This window comes from Methylibium sp. Pch-M (assembly GCF_004136295.1).
Lineage (GTDB): Bacteria > Pseudomonadota > Gammaproteobacteria > Burkholderiales > Burkholderiaceae_C > Methylibium > Methylibium petroleiphilum.
Window position 1 is genome coordinate 1,011,045 of record NZ_CP029606.1, and the last position, 20,585, is coordinate 1,031,629.

23 protein-coding genes are annotated in these 20,585 nt (G+C 70.2%); 11 read left to right on the top strand and 12 right to left on the bottom strand.

Features of this window, described 5'->3' with window-relative positions; translation table 11 throughout:
- Positions 1-8: 8 nt before the first annotated feature.
- The 4 genes from C1M51_RS04750 to murJ all read right to left on the bottom strand — a co-directional run bounded on the left by C1M51_RS04750 (position 9) and on the right by murJ (position 4,119).
- A complete protein-coding gene (locus tag C1M51_RS04750) occupies positions 9-1,070 on the bottom strand; it encodes an AI-2E family transporter (RefSeq protein WP_129448466.1) in 1,062 nt (353 codons plus the stop codon).
- 187 nt (positions 1,071-1,257) lie between these two features.
- The gene (locus C1M51_RS04755; RefSeq protein ID WP_129448467.1) at positions 1,258-2,127 is read right to left on the bottom strand and encodes a SirB1 family protein; all 870 of its coding nucleotides are present in this window, start codon (positions 2,125-2,127) and stop codon (positions 1,258-1,260) included.
- A 66-nt stretch (positions 2,128-2,193) separates the two neighbouring features.
- Entirely contained in the window at positions 2,194-2,397 is a 204-nt protein-coding gene (locus tag C1M51_RS04760) for a hypothetical protein (protein WP_036234115.1), read from the bottom strand.
- A 156-nt stretch (positions 2,398-2,553) separates the two neighbouring features.
- Positions 2,554-4,119, bottom strand: a complete 1,566-nt coding sequence (gene murJ, locus C1M51_RS04765) for a murein biosynthesis integral membrane protein MurJ (protein WP_129448469.1) — start codon at positions 4,117-4,119, stop codon at positions 2,554-2,556.
- A 170-nt stretch (positions 4,120-4,289) separates the two neighbouring features.
- Between murJ and rpsT the strand changes: the two genes are divergently transcribed.
- Positions 4,290-4,583, top strand: coding sequence for a 30S ribosomal protein S20 (rpsT, locus tag C1M51_RS04770; protein ID WP_011830603.1), 294 nt, complete (start codon positions 4,290-4,292; stop codon positions 4,581-4,583).
- A 58-nt stretch (positions 4,584-4,641) separates the two neighbouring features.
- Here the strand turns inward: rpsT and C1M51_RS04775 are convergent, their stop codons facing one another.
- Positions 4,642-4,995, bottom strand: a complete 354-nt coding sequence (locus tag C1M51_RS04775) for a DUF3579 domain-containing protein (protein ID WP_242499974.1) — start codon at positions 4,993-4,995, stop codon at positions 4,642-4,644.
- Positions 4,996-5,191: 196 nt separating this feature from the next.
- Between C1M51_RS04775 and C1M51_RS04780 the strand changes: the two genes are divergently transcribed.
- The 4 genes from C1M51_RS04780 to C1M51_RS04795 are packed head-to-tail and all read left to right on the top strand — an operon-like array spanning position 5,192 to position 9,655.
- Positions 5,192-6,424 carry an aspartate aminotransferase family protein gene (locus tag C1M51_RS04780; protein ID WP_129448471.1) on the top strand — a complete coding sequence of 411 codons (1,233 nt, stop codon included), beginning with the start codon at positions 5,192-5,194 and terminating at the stop codon, positions 6,422-6,424.
- A 39-nt stretch (positions 6,425-6,463) separates the two neighbouring features.
- Positions 6,464-7,426: an ornithine carbamoyltransferase gene (argF, locus tag C1M51_RS04785; protein WP_129448472.1), complete on the top strand. Its 963-nt coding sequence runs from the start codon at positions 6,464-6,466 to the stop codon at positions 7,424-7,426.
- Between the two features lie 37 nt (positions 7,427-7,463).
- Positions 7,464-8,207: a metallophosphoesterase gene (locus C1M51_RS04790; RefSeq protein WP_129448473.1), complete on the top strand. Its 744-nt coding sequence runs from the start codon at positions 7,464-7,466 to the stop codon at positions 8,205-8,207.
- Positions 8,204-9,655 (top strand): serine/threonine-protein kinase, encoded by a 1,452-nt coding sequence (locus C1M51_RS04795; RefSeq protein WP_129448474.1) that lies wholly within the window; start codon positions 8,204-8,206, stop codon positions 9,653-9,655. The genes C1M51_RS04790 and C1M51_RS04795 overlap by 4 nt, the downstream gene beginning before the upstream one ends.
- A gap of 6 nt (positions 9,656-9,661) precedes the next feature.
- On the opposite strand, the gene C1M51_RS04800 is transcribed toward C1M51_RS04795, so the two are convergent.
- Together C1M51_RS04800 and C1M51_RS04805 are read right to left on the bottom strand one after the other, a co-directional pair.
- Positions 9,662-10,594, bottom strand: a complete 933-nt coding sequence (locus C1M51_RS04800; RefSeq protein WP_129448475.1) for a bestrophin family protein — start codon at positions 10,592-10,594, stop codon at positions 9,662-9,664.
- 46 nt (positions 10,595-10,640) lie between these two features.
- The gene (locus tag C1M51_RS04805; protein WP_011830610.1) at positions 10,641-11,021 is read right to left on the bottom strand and encodes a YdeI family protein; all 381 of its coding nucleotides are present in this window, start codon (positions 11,019-11,021) and stop codon (positions 10,641-10,643) included.
- Positions 11,022-11,150: 129 nt separating this feature from the next.
- Between C1M51_RS04805 and argG the strand changes: the two genes are divergently transcribed.
- The 3 genes from argG to C1M51_RS04820 all read left to right on the top strand — a co-directional run bounded on the left by argG (position 11,151) and on the right by C1M51_RS04820 (position 13,981).
- Positions 11,151-12,491, top strand: a complete 1,341-nt coding sequence (argG, locus tag C1M51_RS04810; RefSeq protein WP_129448476.1) for an argininosuccinate synthase — start codon at positions 11,151-11,153, stop codon at positions 12,489-12,491.
- Between the two features lie 161 nt (positions 12,492-12,652).
- Positions 12,653-13,114 carry a DUF2924 domain-containing protein gene (locus C1M51_RS04815; protein ID WP_129448477.1) on the top strand — a complete coding sequence of 154 codons (462 nt, stop codon included), beginning with the start codon at positions 12,653-12,655 and terminating at the stop codon, positions 13,112-13,114.
- A gap of 75 nt (positions 13,115-13,189) precedes the next feature.
- Positions 13,190-13,981: a M48 family metalloprotease gene (locus C1M51_RS04820; protein WP_129448478.1), complete on the top strand. Its 792-nt coding sequence runs from the start codon at positions 13,190-13,192 to the stop codon at positions 13,979-13,981.
- Between the two features lie 25 nt (positions 13,982-14,006).
- Here the strand turns inward: C1M51_RS04820 and C1M51_RS04825 are convergent, their stop codons facing one another.
- From C1M51_RS04825 to murB, 3 genes are all read right to left on the bottom strand, one after another.
- Complete coding sequence (locus C1M51_RS04825; protein ID WP_129448479.1) at positions 14,007-14,468, bottom strand: hypothetical protein; 462 nt, start codon at positions 14,466-14,468, stop codon at positions 14,007-14,009.
- 130 nt (positions 14,469-14,598) lie between these two features.
- Positions 14,599-15,000 (bottom strand): 4a-hydroxytetrahydrobiopterin dehydratase, encoded by a 402-nt coding sequence (locus tag C1M51_RS04830; RefSeq protein WP_129448480.1) that lies wholly within the window; start codon positions 14,998-15,000, stop codon positions 14,599-14,601.
- Between the two features lie 36 nt (positions 15,001-15,036).
- On the bottom strand, positions 15,037-16,065 hold the full coding sequence (gene murB / locus C1M51_RS04835) for a UDP-N-acetylmuramate dehydrogenase (protein WP_129448481.1): 1,029 nt from the start codon (positions 16,063-16,065) through the stop codon (positions 15,037-15,039).
- A gap of 42 nt (positions 16,066-16,107) precedes the next feature.
- Between murB and C1M51_RS04840 the strand changes: the two genes are divergently transcribed.
- Together C1M51_RS04840 and C1M51_RS04845 are read left to right on the top strand one after the other, a co-directional pair.
- On the top strand, positions 16,108-16,596 hold the full coding sequence (locus C1M51_RS04840; protein ID WP_129448482.1) for a YajQ family cyclic di-GMP-binding protein: 489 nt from the start codon (positions 16,108-16,110) through the stop codon (positions 16,594-16,596).
- 12 nt (positions 16,597-16,608) lie between these two features.
- The gene (locus tag C1M51_RS04845) at positions 16,609-17,262 is read left to right on the top strand and encodes a TIGR02281 family clan AA aspartic protease (RefSeq protein ID WP_129448483.1); all 654 of its coding nucleotides are present in this window, start codon (positions 16,609-16,611) and stop codon (positions 17,260-17,262) included.
- Between the two features lie 18 nt (positions 17,263-17,280).
- Here C1M51_RS04845 and ggt read toward each other — a convergent pair whose 3' ends face one another.
- Positions 17,281-18,948, bottom strand: coding sequence for a gamma-glutamyltransferase (gene ggt / locus C1M51_RS04850; protein ID WP_242500031.1), 1,668 nt, complete (start codon positions 18,946-18,948; stop codon positions 17,281-17,283).
- Between the two features lie 217 nt (positions 18,949-19,165).
- Between ggt and C1M51_RS04855 the strand changes: the two genes are divergently transcribed.
- Positions 19,166-19,867 carry a pseudouridine synthase gene (locus C1M51_RS04855; protein ID WP_129448485.1) on the top strand — a complete coding sequence of 234 codons (702 nt, stop codon included), beginning with the start codon at positions 19,166-19,168 and terminating at the stop codon, positions 19,865-19,867.
- A gap of 29 nt (positions 19,868-19,896) precedes the next feature.
- Here C1M51_RS04855 and C1M51_RS04860 read toward each other — a convergent pair whose 3' ends face one another.
- Positions 19,897-20,526, bottom strand: coding sequence for a response regulator transcription factor (locus tag C1M51_RS04860; RefSeq protein WP_036230085.1), 630 nt, complete (start codon positions 20,524-20,526; stop codon positions 19,897-19,899).
- Positions 20,527-20,585: the final 59 nt, after the last annotated feature.

Genomic DNA, 20,585 nt, shown 5'->3' on the forward strand with positions numbered 1-20,585 from the left:
GGACGGCATCACCCCTGGTACAGCGGACTGCTGAGGTAGAGCGCCTTCAGGCGCTGGAAGGCCACCACGCCGACCGCGCTGACCGGCAGCGCGACCAGCACGCCGATGAAGCCGAACAGCTGGCCGAAGGCCAGCAGCGCGAAGATGACGGTAATCGGGTGCAGGCCGATGCGTTCACCGACCAGCCGCGGCGTGAGGTAGAAGCTCTCGACCACCTGGCCCAGACCGTAGACCACCGCCACCGCGACGATGCCGTACAGCCCGCCGAACTGCAGCAGGCCGACCAGCAGCGCGAGCACCAGGCCGAGCCCGAAGCCCACGTAGGGAATGAACACCGCGACGCCGGTGAACACGCCGACCGGCAGCGCCAGGTCGAAGCCGAACAGCGCCAGGCCGATGCTGTAGAAGGCCGCCAGGATGCCCATCACCAGAAGCTGGCCCCGCAGGTACTGCCCGAGCATGCGATCGCAGTCGCCCATGAAACTGTCGAAGCCGGGGCGACGGCGCGGCGGCACCAGCGCCTGCACACGGGCCACGATCTGCGGCCAATCGACCAGCACGTAGTACAGCACCAGCGGCAGCAGCACCGCGCCGCCCAGCAGGCCCAGCATGAAGCTGCCGCCGATGCGCAGGGAATCCAGCGCGGTGGCGATCCAGCTCTCGGTGTTGTCGCCCACGTGGCCGAGGATGAAGGCCTTGATGCTGGCCACGTCGAGCGACACGTCGACGCCGAAGCGCGCCAGCGTCGGCTGCAGCCAGCGATCCAGCCGCGTCAGCAGTTCCGGGATCTGGTCGCGCAGCACCGGCAGCTCCTTCACGAAGATGGGCACGATCAGCAACAACACCGCCAGCAGGACCAGCAGGGCCAGCACCTCCACCAGCAGGGCGGCCAGCGGCCGCGGCACGCGGCGGCGCGTCAGCCCGTCGACCAGCGGGTTGAGCGCATAGCCCAGCACCGCGGCGATGACGAAAGGCGTGAGCACCGGCCCCAGCAACCACAGTGCGAGCGCCAGAGCGGCACCGATGACGAGCCAGGCCAGGCTCTGCTTTTGGGCGGCGGTCAGGGTCATGGGTGAGGTCGTGGACGGGCGACGAGGCGGGCGACGCGCAGCCGGCGTCGACGAGTGGGCGGCCCCTGCTTGGCGGGCCGCTCCGGCGAAGATCGGATTTTATGGGGCGCCCCGGCCGTGCCGGACCTGGAGGTGTTTCGCGCCGGCCCACGCCGGGCACGGCGCGCCGGGATCGCTCCGCGGCGGCTCAGTGCAGGCGCGGCCGCCCCTGCGCCCGCAACTCGGCGGCGCGCTCGGCGATCGCACGCCGGTCCTCGGCCTGCGGGCTGTGCGCCACATACGCGTCCAGGTCGTCGGCAGCGGCCTCCCAGACGCCCAGTTCGGCCTGGGTCAGGCCACGATCGCGCCGCTCGTCCCATTCGCGCGGCAGCAGCAGCACCAGCCGCTGCTGCACCGCCAGCAGGCGGGGCCAGTCCTCGGCCGCGCGGTGGATCTCCTTCAGGTTGCGCAGCAGCCGCGCGAGCACCTCGCGCGGCGACGCCGCCTGCAGGAACAGGCCCAGCGGCATGTCGAACTCGCCCTGCAGGCCCTGGCGCCGCTTGTAGGGCACCAGGCGCTCGTCGAGTTCGTCGCGCGACAGCGACTGGCCGGAGAAGGGATCGAGAATCACCTCGCCCTGCGGCATCTTCACCTTGACCAGGAAGTGGCCAGGGAAGGACACCCCGCGCGCGGTCAGCCCCACCTGTCCGGCGAACTCGAGATAGATGATCGCGAGCGAGATCGGGATGCCGCAGCGGGTGCGCAGCACCTCGTGCACATAGCTGTTGCCGCTGGCGTAGTAGTCGTTCAGGTTGCCGGCGAAGCCGAGCTCCTGGAAGAAATAACGGTTGAGGAAGCGCAGCTTCTGGACCGGTGGCGCGTCGGCCGGGATGCGGCGCTTGAGCCGATCGGCCAGCGCATCGAGTTCCGCCAGCACCGACTGGCTGTCGAGCAACGGGTGCTCGTCCTGGGCGATCGAGATGGCGGCCTCGGTGAGCGAGAGGCTGGCGTCGTCGGCCACCAACGCGGCGAAATGCTCGAGCGCGGTGGGCACCTCGACGGAAAACGGTGCGGGCATGCACCGAGTCTAGAGCGGATCGTCAGCGGCGGCGAGCCGACCCCGGCCCGCCGCCCGGGCGCAGCCTCAGTTGCTCAGTTCCTTCTTCGCTTCCTTGGTGGCGTCCTTGATCTTGTCGCCGGCCTTCTCGACCTGATCGCCCACCTTCTCGGCGGCGTTGTCGATCTGCTTGCCGGCGCGCTCGGCCGGGCCTTCGGCGGGTTGGCAGGCGGCCAGCGCGAACAGAGTGCTCAGGGCCATCACGGCGAAAGTGGAACGGGCGGTGTTCATGGGCTTCTCCTCGGTGTGCTTGGGTGCCGGTTGGGTTCGGTTCTGCGAGGCCACCGCGCATGTGCTGCGACCTGGAAGCACTGTAGGCAGCCGGCTCCGGCCTGTCGGCCGGACGCTGGCGCGACGCCCTGTAGGCGGCGTCCTACCGGAACCGCTTCAGCCGCGGCGCGCGAAGTGCCGCACCCGCACGCCCAGCGCCAGCAGCGTGCCGAAGTACAGCGCCGCCGCCGCCAGCAGCACGGCCGCCAGCGTGCCGGCCCGCTGCAGCTCGCGCGCGCCGAGCGCCACCCAGTCGAAGGTCTGGGCCGCCCAGGTCAAGCCGGCCCCCATCAGCAGGCTCGCGACCAGCACCTTGCTGCCGAACGCCAGCCAGCCCGGCGCCGGCCGCCAGCTGCCGCGCCGGTACAGACCGATCAGCAACCAGAGGGCATTGACGAGCGCGCCGCAACCGATCGACAGCGCCAGGCCGGCGTGGCCGAGCCGCGGCACGAACAGCAGGTTCAGCAACTGGGTGAGCACCAGCACCACGATCGCCACCTTGACCGGCGTGCGGATGTCCTGCTTGGCGTAGAAGCCCGGCGCCAGCACCTTCAGCGCCACCAGCCCCAGCAGGCCGGCGCCGTAGCCGCGCAACGCGGTGACGGTCTGGTGCACGTCGAAGGCGCTGAAGGCGCCGCGGTGGTAGAGCACCGACACCAGCGCCTCGGGAAACACGATCAGCGCCACCGCACAGGGCAGCGCCAGCAGCACGACCAGGCGCAGGCCCCAGTCCAGCAGCGCGGCGTAGCGCTCGCTGCCGCCCTCGGCCTGCGTGGCCGACAGCTGGGGCAGCAGCACCACCCCGAGCGCCACGCCCAGCAGCGCGGTCGGAAATTCCATCAGCCGGTCGGCATAGGTCAGCCACGACACCGCACCGGCGCCGATCTGCGTGGCGATCTGCGTGTTGATCAGCAGCGAGATCTGGGCGACCGACACGCCCAGGACCGCCGGCGCCATCTGCTTCAGCACGCGGTGCACGCCGGGGTGGTGCCAGGCGCTGCGCAGGCGCGCCACCGACAGGCCGAAGCTGGGCAGCGCGCCGATGCGCTTCAAGGCCGGCAGCTGCACGGCGAGCTGCAGCACGCCGCCGACCATGACGCCCAGCGCGAGCGCGTAGATCGGCTCGATGCCCCAGGCCTTGAAGTACGGCACACCCCACCAGGCGGCGGCGATGAACGACAGGTTCAGCAGCACCGGTGTGGCCGCCGGCACCGCAAAGCGCTTCCAGGTGTTCAGGATCCCGGCCGACAGTGCGACCAGCGACATGAAGCCGATGTAGGGGAACATGAAGCGCGTCATGGCGACCGCGAGGTCGAAGCCGCCGCTCTTCTGCAGACCCTGCGCCATCACCCACACCAGGACCGGCGCGCCGACCACGCCGAGCACGCAGGTCACGAGCAGCGCCCACAGCAGCACGGTGGCCACGGCATCGATCAGCGCGTGCGTCACCTCGTCGCCATCGCGCGCGCGACTCTCGGCCAGCAAGGGCACGAAGGCCTGCGAGAACGCGCCCTCCGCGAACAGCCGGCGCAGCAGGTTGGGGATGCGGAAGGCCACGTTGAAGGCATCCGTCATCACGCTCGCGCCGAACGCCGCCGCCACCATCTGCTCGCGCACCAGCCCGGTAATGCGCGACGCCAGCGTCAGCAGGGAGACGGTCGACGCGGCGCGCAGCAGGTTCATGGAGAGGATGGGTTGGCCGATCGCGGGTCGAGAGCGGGGCAGACGGGCAGGATGGGTGCGCGAGTATAGAAGTGCCTACTAACGTCGGTTCACGCTGGCCCCTGGCCCCGTGGACGACCTCGGGGCCGGTGATATACTCGCAGGCTTTCCCCCCGGAACCCCGTCACACAATGGCCACCTCTTCCAAAGTCAAGAAATCGGTCCGCATCGCGTCGGGCCGCAAGCGCGTGCGTCAGGACGTCCGCCTGAACGCCGCCAACACCTCACTGCGCTCGAAGTTCCGCACCGCCATCAAGGGCGTGCTCAAGGCCGTGGCCACTGGCGACAAGGCCAAGGCCGGTGAAACCTTCAAGTCGGCCCAGAAGGTGATCGATTCGATCGCCGACAAGGGTCTGTTCCACAAGAACAAGGCGGCTCGCTACAAGAGCCGCCTGTCGGCCAAGATCAAGGCGCTGGCGGCCTGAAACCGCATCCGGGTGGGAAACGAGAAGGGCTCCGCAAGGAGCCTTTTTTCATGGGGCCTCAGCGACCGGGCCGCGGGCTTGCGGCCGGATGCGCGTCGGGCAGCAGGCAGGCGTCGACCACCTGCAGCTGGTTGTCGCGCGCGAAGTTCATGACGAAGTCCCAGGCCATCGGCTCCAGCTCGCGCAGCGCCTCGTTGACGACCACACACTTGATGCCGTTGATCACGTTCGGCACGCAGTAGGGCGAATAGCCGATGTAGGCCGCGCGGCCCATCTGCGCGCCGCCGGGGCGGAAGCTGGACATCGCGCCGGCCAGCCGCTCGGCCCAGTCGCTGGGACGGAAGCTGCGCCCGTCCAGGGTCAGGCCCTGGATGAAGACTTCTCTCGGTTTGGAGCGTTCGGGTGTGGACACGGACAGGCGCAGACGGGGCACCGCTGGGAGCGGCCATGGACAACGCTATTGTGCTGCAGTGCAGCAGGTGCAATCGGCAAATCGGTGCGAGCCAGCAAGACGCATGGCGTCGCTGCGTTGTCGTCGGGCATCCGTAGAATCTCGCAGGCGCAGCATCCGTGACGGACTGCGCCTTTTTCATTCAAGGAAGCCGCTCATGAACGCGCCCGAAGTCCCGAAGCCGCCGCCGTCCCCCCACGTGATGAACACCTACGGCCGCCTGCCGTTCGCGCTGTCGCATGGCCAGGGCTGCCGCGTGTGGGACACCGAAGGCCGCGAGTACCTCGACGCACTGGGCGGGATCGCCGTCAACACCCTGGGCCACGCCCACCCGAGGCTGGTGCCGGCGCTGACCGACCAGATCGGCAAGCTGATCCACTGCTCGAACTACTACCAGGCGCCGCTGCAGGAGCAGCTCGCCGCCAGGCTGTGCGAGCTGAGCGGGCTGAGCAATGCCTTTTTCTGCAGCACCGGGCTGGAGGCCAACGAGGCCGCGCTGAAGATCGCGCGCAAGTTCGGTCACGACAAGGGCATCGACCGCCCGGAGATCATCGTCTACGAGAAGGCCTTCCACGGCCGCTCGATCGCCACGCTGTCGGCCACCGGCAACCCCAAGGTGCAGGCCGGCTTCGGGCCGCTGGTGGAGGGCTTCGTGCGGGTGCCGCTGAACGACGTGGCGGCGATCGAGGAAGTGGCCCAGACGCGGCCGAACGTGGTGGCGATCTTCCTCGAGGTGATCCAGGGCGAGGGCGGCATCAACCCCGCCACCGTGCCCTACCTGCAGGCGCTGCGCCGCCTGTGCGACGAGCATGACTGGCTGCTGATGCTCGACGAGGTGCAGTGCGGCATCGGGCGCACCGGCAAGTGGTTCGCCCACCAGTGGGCCGGCATCCAGCCCGACGTGATGCCGCTGGCCAAGGGCCTGGGCTCGGGCGTGCCGGTCGGCGCAGTGGTGTGTGGCCCACGCGCGGCCGGCGTGCTCGGCCCGGGCAACCACGGCACCACCTTCGGCGGCAATCCGCTGGCGATGCGCGCCGGTATCGAGACGCTCGCCGTGATGGAACAGGACCGCCTGCTCGAGAACGCCGCGACGGTGGGCGAACGGCTGCGCGCCGGGCTGGCGCGCGAACTGGCCGACCTGAGCGGGCCGGACGGCGTCACCGAGATCCGCGGCCAGGGCCTGATGATCGGCATCGAACTGGCGCGCCCGTGCGGCGAGCTGCTCGGCCGCGCCGCCGAGGCCGGCCTGCTGCTCAGCGTGACCGCCGACCGGGTGATCCGGCTGGTGCCGCCGCTGATCCTCAGCGCGGCCGAGGCCGATCGGGTCGTGGCGATCCTGTGCCCGCTGATCCGCCGCTTCCTCGCCGAGCCGCCGAAGCCGGCCGCCTGAGCCGCGCACCGCCCCTCTTCCTCCGTCCGACCGAGCGCCATGAAACCCGGCTCCAGCCTCATGAAGCACTACCTGCAGTTCAAGGACCTCCGCGCCGAGGAGTACGCCTACCTGTTCGAGCGCGCCGCAATCATCAAGCGCCGCTTCAAGAACTACGAGAAGTACACGCCGCTGTTCGACCGCACGCTGGCGATGATCTTCGAGAAGGCCAGCACTCGCACGCGCGTGAGCTTCGAGGCCGGCATGTACCAGATGGGCGGCTCGGTGGTGCACCTGACCACCGGCGACAGCCAGCTCGGCCGTGCCGAGCCGGTGGAGGACAGCGCACGCGTCATCAGCCGCATGGTCGACCTGGTGATGATCCGCACCTTCGAGCAGGCCAAGCTCGAGCGCTTCGCCGCGCATTCGCGGGTGCCGGTGATCAACGGCCTGACCAACGAATTCCACCCCTGCCAGATCCTGGCCGACCTGTTCACCTACATCGAGCACCGCGGTACGCAGGACGGCAGCGCGAAGGCGGCCGACTGCCTGCGCGGCATGGTCGTGGCCTGGGTCGGCGACGGCAACAACATGGCGCACACCTGGCTGCAGGCCGCCGAGATCCTGGGCTTCACGGTGCACGTCAGCACACCCGGCGGCTACGAGATCGACCCGGTCGTGGCCGGCATCTCGGGCGCCGACTGCTACAAGGTCTTCGCCGACCCGATGGATGCCTGCCGTGGCGCCCACCTGGTGACCACCGACGTGTGGACCAGCATGGGCTACGAGGCCGAGAACGAGGCCCGCAAGCAGGCCTTCGCCGATTGGTGCGTGGACCGCGAGATGATGGCTGCGGCACGCCCGGATGCGCTGTTCATGCACTGCCTGCCGGCCCATCGCGGCGAAGAAGTCGAGGCCGAGGTGATCGATGGCACGCAGTCGGTGGTCTGGGACGAGGCCGAGAACCGCATGCACGTGCAGAAGGCCCTGATGGAGTACCTGCTGCTCGGCCGCATCGGCTGAGCCGGCAGGCCGCGGCGTCGCCCGACGGTGCACGGCCATGAAGCTCGCGCTGCTGACCGACCTGCACGCCAACCGCGAAGCCTTCGAGGCCTGCTTGGGCGCGGCCGCCTCCTGCGGGGCGACCGACTACGCGGTCCTCGGTGACCTGGTCGGCTACGGCGCCGACCCGGCCTGGGTCGTCGACCGGGTGCGCGCGCTGGCGCGCGATGGCGCCATCGTGCTCAAGGGCAACCACGACGAGTCCGCCGTGCAGGGGCCGCGACCGACGATGGTCGACGACGCGCGCCGGGTCATTGCCTGGACCCGGGCGCGGCTCGACGCCGATCAGCTCGCCTTCCTCGACGCCCTGCCGCTCACCGTCGAGCGGGACGGCTGCGGCTTCGCCCACGCCAACACCTGGGCCCCGGCCGGCTGGGAGTACGTGACCAGCCGGCACGACGCCGTGCGCTGCCTGCAGGCCACTGCAGCGCGCCACGTGTTCATCGGCCACGTGCACGAACCGCGGCTCTACCACCTGGCCGGCACCGGCAAGTCCGGTGATTTCGTGCCGGTGCCCGATGTCGAGATCCCGGTGCCGGCGCATCGGCAGTGGCTGGTGCTGCCGGGTTCGGTGGGCCAGCCGCGCGACGGCGATCCGGCCGCCTGCTGGGCGCTCTACGACAGCGACACGCGCAGCCTGTGCTTCCACCGCGTGCCCTACGACCACGAGACGGCGGCCGCGAAGGTGCGCGAGGCCGGCCTGCCGGGTCGCCTGGCCGATCGGCTGATCGAGGGCCGATGAGCGGCAGCGCCGGTCCCGTGCCGCTGCAGCCGGGCGCCGTGGTCGACGGCTTCCGGCTCGAGGAGCACGTGCACCAGGGCGGCATGGCCAACCTGTGGCGCGTCACCCACCCGGACCACGCGCAGCCGATGCTGATGAAGCTGCCGCGCATCAAGGGCGGCGAGGACCCGGCCACCATCGTCGGCTTCGAGGTCGAGCAGATGATCCTGCCGCGTCTGCAGGGGCCGCACGTGCCGCGCTACGTGGCGCAGGGCGATTTCACCGCGCAGCCCTACCTGGTGATGGAACAGCTGCCGGGCGAGTCGCTGCGCCCGCGGCTGGACCGCGCGCCGCTGCCGATCGACGAGGTGGTGACCATCGGCGCCAAGGTCGCCACCGCGCTGCACGACCTGCACCGCCAGCACGTGATCCATCTCGACGTGAAGCCGAGCAACATCCTGTTCCGCCGCGACGCCGAAGGCCGCGAGGCCGAGGCGGTGCTGGTGGACTTCGGCCTGTCGCGCCACGACCACCTGCCCGACCTGCTGGACGAGGAGTTCACGCTGCCGATGGGCACCGGCCCCTACATGTCGCCGGAGCAGATCCAGTTCGTGCGCGACGAGCCGCGCAGCGACCTCTACGCGCTCGGCGTGATGCTCTACCACTTGACGACCGGCGAGCGCCCGTTCGGCCAGCCGACCAGCATCGCCGGCCTGCGCCAGCGGCTCTACCGCGAGCCGGTGCCGCCGCGCGTGCTGCGCCCCGACTGCCCACCGTGGCTGCAGGAGATCCTGCTGCGCTGCCTGGAGCCGCGCGCCGACAAGCGCCACGACACCGCGGCCCAGCTGGCCTTCGACCTGATGCACCCGCAGCAGGTGCCGCTGACCGCCCGGGCCGAGAAGCGCGAGCGCTCCGGGCGCCTGCGGGCGCTGCGCCGCTGGTTCGCGTCGGTCGGGTCGGAGCCGCAGGCCAGCGGCGGCGCCAGCGCCGACCTGCCGCGGCACGCGATCCTGATGGCGGCTGTCGATGTCGGCGGCACGCCGGGGCTGCTGGAGACGCTGCGCGACACCGTGCAGCATTTCCTTCAGGCCGAGGCCGGTGCACGACTGGCCTGCGTGGGCGTGATGAAGACCACCCGCATCGGCATGGACGAACTCGTGGACGCCGAAGGCAGCAGCCTGCACGTCAAGCAGCTGGTCGCACTGAAGCACTGGGCCCGACCGCTGCAGCAGGCGCTGGGTCTCGACGGCCTCGATCGCAGTGGCCGCGTCACCTTCCACGTGCTCGAGGCACCCGATGCGGCGAACGCGATCGTCGAGTTCGCTCGCCGCAACGAGGTGGACCACATCATCATGGGCGCGCGCAGCGCCTCGCCGCTGCGCCGCTACCTCGGCAGCGTGTCGGCCCAGGTGGTGGCGGAGTCGGACTGCAGCGTGACCGTGGTGCGCGATCCGGCCGGCCGCGGCTGAACCGCGTCAGCGCAGCACACCGGCCAGCGGCGTCAGCGGCGGCGGCAGGTCCGTCTCGCCCAGCGCCTCCAGCAGGTTGATCTCGATGGTGCGGCAGATCGCCTCGAGCGGCAGGTGGTTGGGCTTCAGGCCGAACGGGTCCTTGATCTCGTCGCCCACGGCGTCGAGGCCGAAGAAGGTGTAGGCGACGACGAGCACCACGAAGGGCGTCAGGTAGCCGATGAGATCGACCAGACCGAACGGCAGCAGGAAGCAGTAGACGTAGGCGGTGCGGTGCAGCAACAGCGTGTAGGCGAACGGGATCGGCGTGCTTGCGATGCGCTCGCAGCCGGCCGCCGCGGCGGCCAGCCCCGAGACGTGGGTGTCGATCTCGGCGGCGATGCGGGCATCGACCTGCCCGGCGCGCAGCGCCTCGCCGAGGCCGCGCCCCACGCCGCGTAGCAGGTGCTCGGTGCCCAGGCTCGCGGCCCGGAAGGCGCGGGCCTCGTCCGCGCCGAGCAGGCGCTCGATGTCGGGGCCGGCATCGCTGTCGCGCAGCTGGTGGCGCAAGGCGTGGGCGAAGCCGATGGTCCGCCGCACCAGTGCGGCCCGCGCGCCATCGGCCGGGCCGGGCGCGGCGGGCGCCTGGAACAGCGTCTGCACCTCGCGCGCGAGGCTGCGCGATCGATGCACCACGTCACCCCAGAGCCGGCGGGCCTCCCAGTAGCGGTCGTAGGCCGCGGTGTTGCGAAAGCCGAGGAAGATCGCCAGCGCCAGCCCGATCAGCGAGAACGGCACCGGCGTCAGCGTCACCTTCCACTGGAACAGCATGCCGTGGCTCAGCGCCACGGCAGTCGCCAGCGCCGTGCAGGTGGCGAGGCTCCAGAAGATGCGCGGCAGGATGGAGCCGCGCAACGCGAAGAACAGCCGCAAGCCGTTCGGGCGGTCGACGACGATCATGGCGCGGGCTCGCTCGGTGGTTGTGCAGGAGCAGGCAGGTCGCGCATCAGGCCGGCGGCTTGTGCCACAGGCCGCTGCGTCGGGCCTCGTCGACCTTGGCCTGCCCGGCCGGCTGCATCAGGCCGGCAGCCTCCAGCGCCTCGGCGCGGCGCTGGTGCGGACCGGACCAGGCGCTCTTGGGCTTGCGCGGCGCGAACCACAGCAGCGAGCGGCGCTCGTCGAGCCGGCCCTGCTTGCTGTCGATCCAGCCGAAGCACAGCGCCTCGTCGATCGCCTCGTCCAGCGTCGGCGCCTCGTGGTCGCTGCCCTTGCGGGCCATGACCAGCCACACGCCGTTGGCCTGGCCCTGGTGCCGGCTCAGCCAGCGGCGCCAGGCGGCGCGGTCGGCCGCCTCGACGGCGTGGGGGGGCAGGGTGTCTCCGGGCATCGCGGGCTTTCTCGGTCAAGGGCGGTTCGGGGGCGCGCCTAAAATCTCGGCTTCGCCGATTTGACCTCACTCGCGCGCCCGTCCCGCCCGCGCCCCGGCGAGCCCGAACCCGCAGCACTGTTCCCCACCATGGCAACCATCCTCCAGCACCTTCCCACCGGCCAGAAGGTCGGCATCGCATTCTCCGGCGGACTGGACACCAGCGCCGCGCTGCACTGGATGAAGCTCAAGGGCGCCCTGCCCTACGCCTACACGGCCCACCTCGGCCAGCCCGACGAACCCGACTACGACGAGATCCCGCGCAAGGCGATGCAGTACGGCGCCGAGAAGGCACGCCTGATCGACTGCCGGGCGCAGCTGGTCGCCGAAGGCCTGGCCGCGCTGCAGGCCGGTGCCTTCCACATCTCGACCGCCGGGGTGACCTACTTCAACACCACGCCGATCGGGCGCGCCGTCACCGGCACGATGCTGGTCGCGGCGATGAAGGAGGACGACGTCCACATCTGGGGCGACGGCAGCACCTTCAAGGGCAACGACATCGAGCGCTTCTACCGCTACGGCCTGCTCACCAACCCGGCGCTGAAGATCTACAAGCCCTGGCTGGACCAGACCTTCATCGACGAACTCGGCGGCCGTGCCGAGATGTCGGCCTTCATGACGCAGGCCGGCTTCGGCTACAAGATGAGCGCCGAGAAGGCCTACTCGACCGACTCCAACCTGCTCGGCGCCACGCACGAGGCCAAGGACCTCGAGCACCTGAACAGCGGCATCCGCATCGTCAACCCGATCATGGGCGTGGCGTTCTGGCGCGACGAGGTCGACGTGAAGCGCGAGGAGGTCACGGTGCGCTTCGACGAGGGCCGGCCCGTCGCCTTGAACGGCGTGGAATACGCCGACCCGGTGGCGCTGCTGCTGGAGGCCAACCGCATCGGTGGCCGCCACGGCCTGGGCATGAGCGACCAGATCGAGAACCGCATCATCGAGGCCAAGAGCCGCGGCATCTACGAGGCCCCGGGCCTGGCGCTGCTGCACATCGCCTACGAGCGCCTCGTGACCGGCATCCACAACGAGGACACGATCGAGCAGTACCGCGACAACGGCCGCAAGCTCGGCCGCCTGCTCTACCAGGGCCGCTGGTTCGACCCGCAGGCCATCATGCTGCGCGAGACCGCGCAGCGCTGGGTGGCGCGCGCGGTGACCGGCGAGGTCGCTCTCGAGCTGCGCCGCGGCAACGACTACTCGATCCTCGACACCCGCTCGCCCAACCTCACCTACCAGCCCGAGCGGCTGTCGATGGAGAAGGTCGAGGACGCACCGTTCTCGCCGGCCGACCGCATCGGCCAGCTCACGATGCGCAACCTCGACATCGTCGACACCCGCGCCAAGCTCGGCATCTACGCGAAGAGCGGGCTGCTGTCGCTGGGCAGCGGCGCGGCGCTGGCGCGCCTGCAGAACGACGACCCGTCCTGAGCCGGCCCAGGGCCCGGCGGCAGCCCGCCCGGCTCCGGCCTGAACGGCGCGAAGGGGCTTTCACACCCACGTCACAAGGCGTAGTCTCCGTCCAGGAGGCTTGCTCGATGATGCAGCCGATCAGCTGTATAGTTACTCCATAGTTCACTTGGAGTTGTGCTATGGAAACTGTAAGCGTTGAAATTGATGCCGCCCTGCATGGGCGACTGACAAAGATTGGGAACAACGGACTTTTCCAAATCCCCTTGGTCATCTCGCAGCTCGTGGACCACTGGGAAAAGACCGCGCTTCGACCATCGAGCCTGCTCGCCAACAGGCAAGCAGAAAATCCGTCGCCCTGGAAGTCGTCGCGCGGTAATCGCTTTCCAGTCGGACTTCAACTCACCGCGTATTACCTAGGAAAGACACACAACGCTGTCGTCACAGGGAAAGGCATCGAGTTCAACGGAAATTACTACGACAACCCGTCAACCGCTGCTATGGCTGTGAAGATGTCCGCGGGAACACCCAAGAAGTCAGCGGCAACCAATGGTTGGCGATTCTGGCTGATGCCGTGCGACGACGGGTCTAATCGATTGACCTCGATCGACAAACTTCGCCGATCGAATGGCCAAGTTTCATAAGTAGTCCGAAGTTCATAGAACAACTTTAAAAAGTAACTGTAGGTAACGACAACGTATAACCCAGTCAGGCTTGCGATGAACGCTGGGTGCCGCCGTGTCCTGACCCTCGCCCTGACTGCGGCTTGCGCGGGCGCCCCGGCGCTGGAACTCGCCTACGAACCGACCTCGCTCGACTGGACTGCCGGCGAGGTCGGGCGCATCGGCACCGAGACGCTGCAGCAGACCGTGGCCGGCGCCGCGGCACGTGACCGGCTCGGTTGCGTGCAGCACTGCGAGCGCCTGCAGCGCATCTTCGACCGACTGGTCGCCGAGGCGCGCCGGCAGACCCCGCGCGCCGCCGTGCTGCCGTGGTCGCTGACGGTGCTGCACCACGACGACACCGGCGCCTTCGCGCTGCCCGACGGCCAGGTGGTCGTGTCCGAGACGCTGATCGAGGAGCGCGGCCTGTCCGACGAGGCACTGGCCTTCGTGCTGGCGCCCGAGATGGCTCACAGCATCCTCGAACACGAACGCCAGATGCTGACCGCCGGACGCCTGCTGCTGCCGCGCCAGGTGGAGCGCAGCGTGCCCGACATGTATGTCGAGCTCGAGCACAACTTCGGCCTGTTGAAGTCGCTGGAGCCGGTGCTGCAGCAGGGCGAGTTCGAGGCCGACGAACTGGGCCTGCTGCTGGCCGCGCTGGCCGGCTACGCGCCGACCCGGCAGCTCGAGTTCATGCAGAACGAGGTGGCCGAGGACGACGGCCTGCGGCCGGTCGCCGCCACGCACCCGCCGGCCGCCGAGCGGCTGGCGCGGCTTCAGGAACGGCTGCCGCTGGCCTGGCGGCTCGTCCAGTCGCGTCGGGAGCCCGCGGGCCGCCGCCCCTGAGCGCAGAAGCCGGCGCAGCGCCGGCTCAGTTCGACAGCACCGTCAGGCCACCGTCCTGCACCAGCACGCGGTCGTTCACGCGGAGGCCGAGGTCGCGTTGCCCCACCACGGTCTGGGTCCCGCCGCCGTCGAGTTCGACGGTGTATTCGTAGCGCGGTTGCGGCGGCGCCTTGGGACTGGCGTCGACCGCAACCGCCGGCGCGGCAGGCGCGTCGGATCGGGCTGCCGGCGCAGACGCCGACGTGCGCTTGTCGCGCTTGCCGCTCGCCGGCGGCTTCGCCTTGGCGGCCGGGGCCGGCTTCGCCGGAACGGGCAGCGGAACGGCGGCGGCCACCGGTTCGACCCAGGCCGCGAAGTAGGTGATCCGGCTCACCGTGGCATTGCCCTGCGCCGCAGCGGGCCCGCCCGGTTCGGCAAGACGAGACGAGGCACAGCCCGCCAGCACGGCGGCGAGCGACAGGGCGAGGGCGGGAACACGGGCGGACATGGCAGGGCACTCCTCGAGGCGACGCCGAGCGAGTGTGCCCAAGCCGGCGGCCTGCGCGCATGAACTTGCGTGGCGCGGCCTCCCGCATTCGAGTGGCTTGCCAGGCCCGCGCTCGCGCGGCAGCCGCCGCTCACGCCGGGTCGTCGTACTTCAGGTACCTGAAGCGGGCGTCGTCGTTGGGCGTGCCCTCGAGCACGGCACCTTCCTCCTTCGCCGGCTGCCACTGGACCACCTCCTCGATCTTCTTCGCCAGCGCGAAGTCCTTCTCGGTCACGCCCTTGGCAGCGTGGTTGACCAGCTTCACCACCACGAAGGCGTAGCTGACCGCCAGGTCCGGGTGGTGCCAGGCCGCCTCGGCGAGATGCCCGACGGTGTTGACGACCATCAGCGTGGCCTTCCAGCCGCTGGTCCTGTACTTGCGCCGGATCCAGCCATCCTCGTAGGTCCAGTGCGGCAGTTCGGCCTTCAGCCGGGCCTCGATCTCCTCGGGGGCGTAGACCTCATCGGCCCCCTTGCTGCGCCATTGCGTCATCGCCGTCTCCTCGATGGCCGGACCCTCGCCCAGCGGCTACACCACCACCGGCTCGGGCTCGAGCCGGATGCCGAAGCGGCCGTAGACGCTCTCCTGGATGGCCTGCGCCAGCGTCACGATCTCGCCGCCGATGGCCTGTCCGCGGTTCACCAGCACCAGCGCCTGCTTCTCGTAGACGCCGGCCTGGCCGATCGACTTGCCCTTCCAGCCGCAGGCGTCGATCAGCCATCCTGCCGCGAGCTTGAAACTGCCGTCGGCCATGGGGTAATGCACGATGGCCGGATCGCGCGCGATGATGTCGCGGCACTGCTCCGGCGTGACCACCGGGTTCTTGAAGAAGCTGCCGGCGTTGCCGATCACCGCCGGGTCGGGCAGCTTGGCGCGGCGGATCTCGCAGACCCAGTCGTACACCTGGCGCGGCGTCGGGTGGCTGATGCCGGTGTCGGCCCTCCTGCGCTCCAGGTCCAGGTAGCCCAGCACCGCGGTCGGCGGCTGCGGCAGGCGCAGCCGCACGCGGGTGATCAGGCAGCGGCCGGCGAGCGCCTGCTTGAACACGCTGTCGCGGTAGCCGAAGCCGCAGGCCGCGGCGTCCAGCGTGAGCGCGGCGCCGGTCTGCAGGTCGATGGCGTCGAGCGAGTCGAAGCGGTCCTTCAGTTCCACGCCGTAGGCCCCGATGTTCTGCACCGGCGCGGCGCCCACGCTGCCGGGGATCAGCGCCAGGTTCTCCAGCCCGGGCAGGCCCTGCTCCAGCGTCCAGGCGACGAACGTGTGCCAGTTCTCGCCGGCGCCCGCCTCGACGATGACCGCATCGTCCCGGCGCGCCAGCACGCGCCGCCCGGCGATCTCCACCTTGAGCACCAGCGCTCGCAGGTCGCGGGTCAGCACGATGTTGCTGCCGCCGCCCAGCACGAACTTCGGCATCGCGGCCAGGTCGGGGTCGGCCAGCAGGCGCTGCACGTCCTCGGGTGCGTGCACGCGCACCAGCCGCTGGGCCAGCGCGGGCAGGCCGAAGCTGTTGTAGGGCCTCAGGCTGACATTGGTTTCGACGGCGGGCAGGTCCGGCATGGCAGAATTTTCGCTGATCTCCGTCCCAGGAAGCCCTTCATCATGCCCAGCTTCGATACCGTGCTCGAACCCAACCTCGTCGAGGTGCGCAACGCGGTCGACCAGAGCAGCAAGGAGATCGGCACGCGCTTCGATTTCAAGGGCTCGTCGGCGCGCATCGAGCTCAAGGACAAGGACATCACGCTGTACGCCGACAGCGACTTCCAGCTCTCGCAGGTGATGGACATCCTCACGCTCAAGCTCACCAAGCGCAGCGTCGATGCGCGCTTCCTCGACAGCAGCGCCAAGATCGAGAAGATCGGCGGCGACAAGGTCAAGCAGGTGCTCAAGGTCAAGGAAGGCATCGACAGCGAGACCGCGAAGAAGATCCAGCAGCTGATCAAGGCCAGCAAGATGAAGGTGCAGGCCGCGATCCAGGGCGACGCGGTACGCGTCACCGGCGGCAAGCGCGACGACCTGCAGGCGGCGATGGCGCTGATCCGCAAGGACGTGGCCGACGTGCCGCTGTCGTTCAACAACTTCCGCGACTGAGCCGGCCGCGGGATGCGTGCCGCGCTGCTGTCGGCCGTGCTGATCCTCGCCGCGGCCGGGGCGGCGGCGCAGCAGCCGTCACGTCGCGTGGCCCTGAGCGGCAGCATGGGCAGCCGCGCGCTGCTGGTGATCGACGGCGATGCGCCGCGCGCGGTGGCGGTGGGCAGCACCGTGCAGGGCGTCAAGCTGCTCAGCGTGAACGAGGCGCAGGCGGTCGTCGAGATCGACGGCCGGCGGCAGACGCTGCGCCTCGGCGAGGCGGCGGTGAACCTGGGCGGCGCGGCGAGCGCTGGCAGCGGCACCCAGATCACCCTCAGCAGCGACGCCAATGGCCACTTCCAGGCCCAGGGCCAGATCAACGGCCGAGGCGTGCTGTTCCTGGTGGACACCGGCGCGACCATGGTCTCGATGGGGCAGGACGAGGCCGAGCGCCTGGGCCTGCCCTACAAGAACGGCGAGCGCATCGGCCTGCGCACCGCCAACGGCAACACCGTGGGCTACCGCATCTCGCTGAACACGGTGCGGGTCGGCGACGTGGAGGTGCACAACGTGGCGGCGGTGGTGCAGCCCCAGCCGATGCCCTTCATCCTGCTCGGCAACAGCTTCCTCACGCGCTTCCAGATGAAGCGCGAGAACGACACGCTGCTGCTGCAGCGGCGCTACTGATCACTGGCCAGGGCCTGCTCAGTACCCGGCCGCCAGCCCGGTGTTGCGGCGCGGATCGTTGGCGCCGTAGTAGCGATGCTTGCCGACCGGCTTGCCACCCAGCGAGGGCGCACCGACCAGGATCGCCGCCACGTGGTTGGCCGGTTGCGGGGCGCCGAAGCGGTGACCCATGCCGAGCAGGATCTGCCGCGTGTCGGGGCTCAGCGCGAACGGCTCGAGGTTCGTCGCCTCCGGCTGCCACTGCTGGTGGAAGCGCGGGGCATCGACCGCCTCCTGCACCGTCATGCCGTAGTCGATCAGGTTCAGCAGCACCAGCGCCGTCACGGTGATGATGCGGCTGCCGCCGGGCGTGCCCAGCACCAGCACCGGCTGGCCGGCGCGCGACACGATGGTCGGGCTCATCGAGCTGAGCGGACGCTTGCCGGGCGCGATCCGGTTCGACTCGCCCTGCACCAGGCCGTACAGGTTCGCGGCGCCGAGCTTGATGGTGAAGTCGTCCATCTCGTTGTTCAGCAGCACGCCGGTGCCGGCCGCGGCGACGCGGGCTCCGAACCAGTCGTTGAGCGTGTAGGTCACCGAGGCCGCATTGCCCTCGCGGTCGATGATGGAGTAGTGGGTGGTGTTGCTGCCCTCGTGCGGCGCGACGCCGGGTCGCAGGTCCTGCGACACGCCGGCCCGCGCCGGGTCGATGGCGGCCCGGATGCGCGCGGCGTAATCCTTGTCGAGCAGGCGCTCCAGCGGGTTGTGCACGAAGTCGGGGTCGCCCAGGTAGCTGTTGCGGTCGACGTAGGCATGGCGCATCGCCTCGATCTGGTAGTGCACGCCCTGCGCCGCGCCATAGCCCAGCTCCTGCAGCGGATAACCCTCCAGGATGTTGAGGAGCTCGCACAGGATCACGCCGCCGGCGCTCGGGGGCGGCGCCGAGACGATCCGGTAGCCGCGGTAGTCGCACTCCACCGGCGCGAGCTCGCGGGTCGCGTACTGGTCCAGATCGGCCTGCGTGATCAGGCCGCCACCGGCCCGACTCGACGCCACCAGCGCCGCACCCACCGGGCCCTGGTAGAAGCCGCGGCTGCCGTGGCGGGCGATGCGCTGCAGCGTACGCGCCAGGTCCTTCTGCACCAGCCGCTGGCCAGCAGACCACGGCGCGCCCTCGCGCAGGAAGATCGCGGCCGAGGCCGGGTCCTTGCGGAAGTCGTCGGTCGCGGTGGCGAGCATGGCGATGTCGCCCGGCTCCAGCACGAAGCCACGACGCGCCAGCCGCAGCGCGGGTGCCACGAGGGCCGCACGTTGCATCGTGCCGTACTTCGCACGCGCGAACTCGAGCCCGGACACCGTGCCGGGCACGCCGACGGCCAGATGGCCGCGCGTGCTGAGACCCTTGACCGGCTGGCCATCGGCGCCGAGGTACATGTCGGCCGTGGCCGCGAGCGGCGCCTTCTCGCGGAAGTCGAGGAAGGTCCTGCGGCCGTCGGCGAACTGCAGCGTCATGAAGCCGCCGCCGCCCAGGTTGCCGGCCGCCGGGTAGACCACCGCCAGCGCGTAGCCGACCGCCACCGCGGCATCGACCGCATTGCCGCCGCGCCGCAGCACGTCGACCCCGACCTGCGTCGCCAGCCGGTGCGCGGTGACGACCATGCCGTTCTCGGCCGCGACCGGCGCGACCGACGCCGCCTGCACGGCCATCGCGGTCAGCACCACGGCCGCGGCAAAGAGGGACCTCAAGCACTGGGCTGCTGCATGCATGGCAAAGCTCCTGGGCACACGTCGTCCGCTCGAGGACGCTCGGCCCAGGATAGCCCGCAGGCCCCGGCCTGTGCGGGGCGCGGGGCAACACCGCAGCCGGCCGCTGCGGCGCTGCACGGCCTCGGTGAGCGTGTGGAGCCGCTCGCTACACTGCCGGATGCGCATTTCGCAGGTGTTGTTCTCCCAGGGTTTCGGCACGCGGCGCGATTGCGCCGGGCTCATCCACGCAGGCGCCGTCGAGGTGGCCGGCCGTGTGGTCGACGACCCCGACGAGGAGCTGCCCACCGAGGGCCTGGTGTTCAGCGTGCAGGGCCGGGCCTGGCCCTTCCACGACAAGGCGCTGGTGCTGCTGCACAAGCCCACCCACTACGAGTGCTCGCAGAAGCCGCGCCACCACCCCGGCGTGCTCTCGCTGCTGCCGACGCCGCTGCGCGTGCGCGGTCTGCAGCCGGTCGGACGGCTCGACGAGGACACCACCGGTGCACTGCTGCTCACCGACGACGGCACGCTCATCCACCGGCTCACATCCCCCAAGCACCACGTGCCCAAGGTCTACGAGATCACGGCCAAGCATGCGCTGGCCGACGAGCAGATCGCCCGCCTGACCGAGGGCGTGGTGCTCGACGACGATCCCCAGCCGGTGCGCGCGGCCGCGGCCGAACGCACCGGCGGGTTCACGCTGCGCCTCACGCTGACCGAAGGCAAGTACCACCAGGTCAAGCGCATGCTGGCGGCGGTGGGCAACCGCTGCGAGGCGCTGCACCGCAGCCGCATCGGCGCGCTGGCCCTGGACGACCTCCCGGTCGGCCAGTGGCGCTGGGTCGGCCCGGACGAGCGGGCCCGGCTGCTGCAGAAGTAGCGGCCCCGCGCCGCCGCTTCAGGCCGGCATCAAGCCTGGATCAGGCCCCAGCGCAGCGCCACCAGCGTGATCTCGCTCTGGTTGCTGGCGTTGAGCTTCTGCTTGATGTGGTACAGGTGCGTGCCCACGGTGCTGGGCGAGAGCTTCAGCGTCTCGGCAATCTGCGCCACCGTCATGCCGCGCGCGAGCTGGATGAAGACCGAGAACTCGCGCTCGCTCAGCATGTCGGCCGGGCTGGTCTCGCCGTCGATCTGCGCCACCGCCAGACGCTGCGCGGTCTGGGCGTCCACGTAGCGCTCGCCACGCGCGACGGCCGTCACCGCAGCGATCAGCGCCTCAGGCGCGCTGCGCTTGGCCAGGTAGCCCAGCGCGCCGGCGCGCAGCACGCGCTGCGGGTGTGCGGTGTCCTCGTGGGCCGACAGCACCAGCAGCCTGAGCTTCGGGTCCTGGGCCAGCAGCCGCCGCACTGCTTCCAGCCCGCCCATGCCGGGCATCGACAGATCCATCACCACCACGTCGGGTCGCGCCTTGGGCACCGCCTGGCAGGCTTCCTCGCCGGTCTCGGCCTCGGCCACCACCTCGATGTCGGCATTGGCCAGCAGCATGCGAAAGCCCATGCGCACCAGCGCATGGTCGTCGACCAGCATCACGCGGATCATGTTCAGGAAGGGCGCAGCAAGGAGTGGATCGGCAGGACGGCCTGCGTCCGGCCACCGGC

Bases quoted from the DNA above. Each gene is read 5' to 3' on its own strand.
- murJ (WP_129448469.1), bottom strand. From the start codon at position 4,119: ATGAACCTGCTGCGCGCCGCGTCGACCGTCTCCCTGCTGACGCTGGCG.
- C1M51_RS04805 (WP_011830610.1), bottom strand. From the start codon at position 11,021: ATGCCCGGAGACACCCTGCCCCCCCACGCCGTCGAGGCGGCCGACCGC.
- C1M51_RS04840 (WP_129448482.1), top strand. From the start codon at position 16,108: ATGCCCAGCTTCGATACCGTGCTCGAACCCAACCTCGTCGAGGTGCGC.
- C1M51_RS04755 (WP_129448467.1), bottom strand. From the start codon at position 2,127: ATGCCCGCACCGTTTTCCGTCGAGGTGCCCACCGCGCTCGAGCATTTC.
- C1M51_RS04795 (WP_129448474.1), top strand. From the start codon at position 8,204: ATGAGCGGCAGCGCCGGTCCCGTGCCGCTGCAGCCGGGCGCCGTGGTC.
- C1M51_RS04845 (WP_129448483.1), top strand. From the start codon at position 16,609: ATGCGTGCCGCGCTGCTGTCGGCCGTGCTGATCCTCGCCGCGGCCGGG.
- rpsT (WP_011830603.1), top strand. From the start codon at position 4,290: ATGGCCACCTCTTCCAAAGTCAAGAAATCGGTCCGCATCGCGTCGGGC.
- argG (WP_129448476.1), top strand. From the start codon at position 11,151: ATGGCAACCATCCTCCAGCACCTTCCCACCGGCCAGAAGGTCGGCATC.
- C1M51_RS04760 (WP_036234115.1), bottom strand. From the start codon at position 2,397: ATGAACACCGCCCGTTCCACTTTCGCCGTGATGGCCCTGAGCACTCTG.
- C1M51_RS04815 (WP_129448477.1), top strand. From the start codon at position 12,653: ATGGAAACTGTAAGCGTTGAAATTGATGCCGCCCTGCATGGGCGACTG.
- C1M51_RS04820 (WP_129448478.1), top strand. From the start codon at position 13,190: ATGAACGCTGGGTGCCGCCGTGTCCTGACCCTCGCCCTGACTGCGGCT.
- argF (WP_129448472.1), top strand. From the start codon at position 6,464: ATGAAACCCGGCTCCAGCCTCATGAAGCACTACCTGCAGTTCAAGGAC.
- C1M51_RS04790 (WP_129448473.1), top strand. From the start codon at position 7,464: ATGAAGCTCGCGCTGCTGACCGACCTGCACGCCAACCGCGAAGCCTTC.
- C1M51_RS04780 (WP_129448471.1), top strand. From the start codon at position 5,192: ATGAACGCGCCCGAAGTCCCGAAGCCGCCGCCGTCCCCCCACGTGATG.
- C1M51_RS04860 (WP_036230085.1), bottom strand. From the start codon at position 20,526: ATGATCCGCGTGATGCTGGTCGACGACCATGCGCTGGTGCGCATGGGC.
- C1M51_RS04825 (WP_129448479.1), bottom strand. From the start codon at position 14,468: ATGTCCGCCCGTGTTCCCGCCCTCGCCCTGTCGCTCGCCGCCGTGCTG.
- ggt (WP_242500031.1), bottom strand. From the start codon at position 18,948: ATGGCCGTGCAGGCGGCGTCGGTCGCGCCGGTCGCGGCCGAGAACGGC.
- C1M51_RS04750 (WP_129448466.1), bottom strand. From the start codon at position 1,070: ATGACCCTGACCGCCGCCCAAAAGCAGAGCCTGGCCTGGCTCGTCATC.
- murB (WP_129448481.1), bottom strand. From the start codon at position 16,065: ATGCCGGACCTGCCCGCCGTCGAAACCAATGTCAGCCTGAGGCCCTAC.
- C1M51_RS04800 (WP_129448475.1), bottom strand. From the start codon at position 10,594: ATGATCGTCGTCGACCGCCCGAACGGCTTGCGGCTGTTCTTCGCGTTG.
- C1M51_RS04830 (WP_129448480.1), bottom strand. From the start codon at position 15,000: ATGACGCAATGGCGCAGCAAGGGGGCCGATGAGGTCTACGCCCCCGAG.
- C1M51_RS04855 (WP_129448485.1), top strand. From the start codon at position 19,166: ATGCGCATTTCGCAGGTGTTGTTCTCCCAGGGTTTCGGCACGCGGCGC.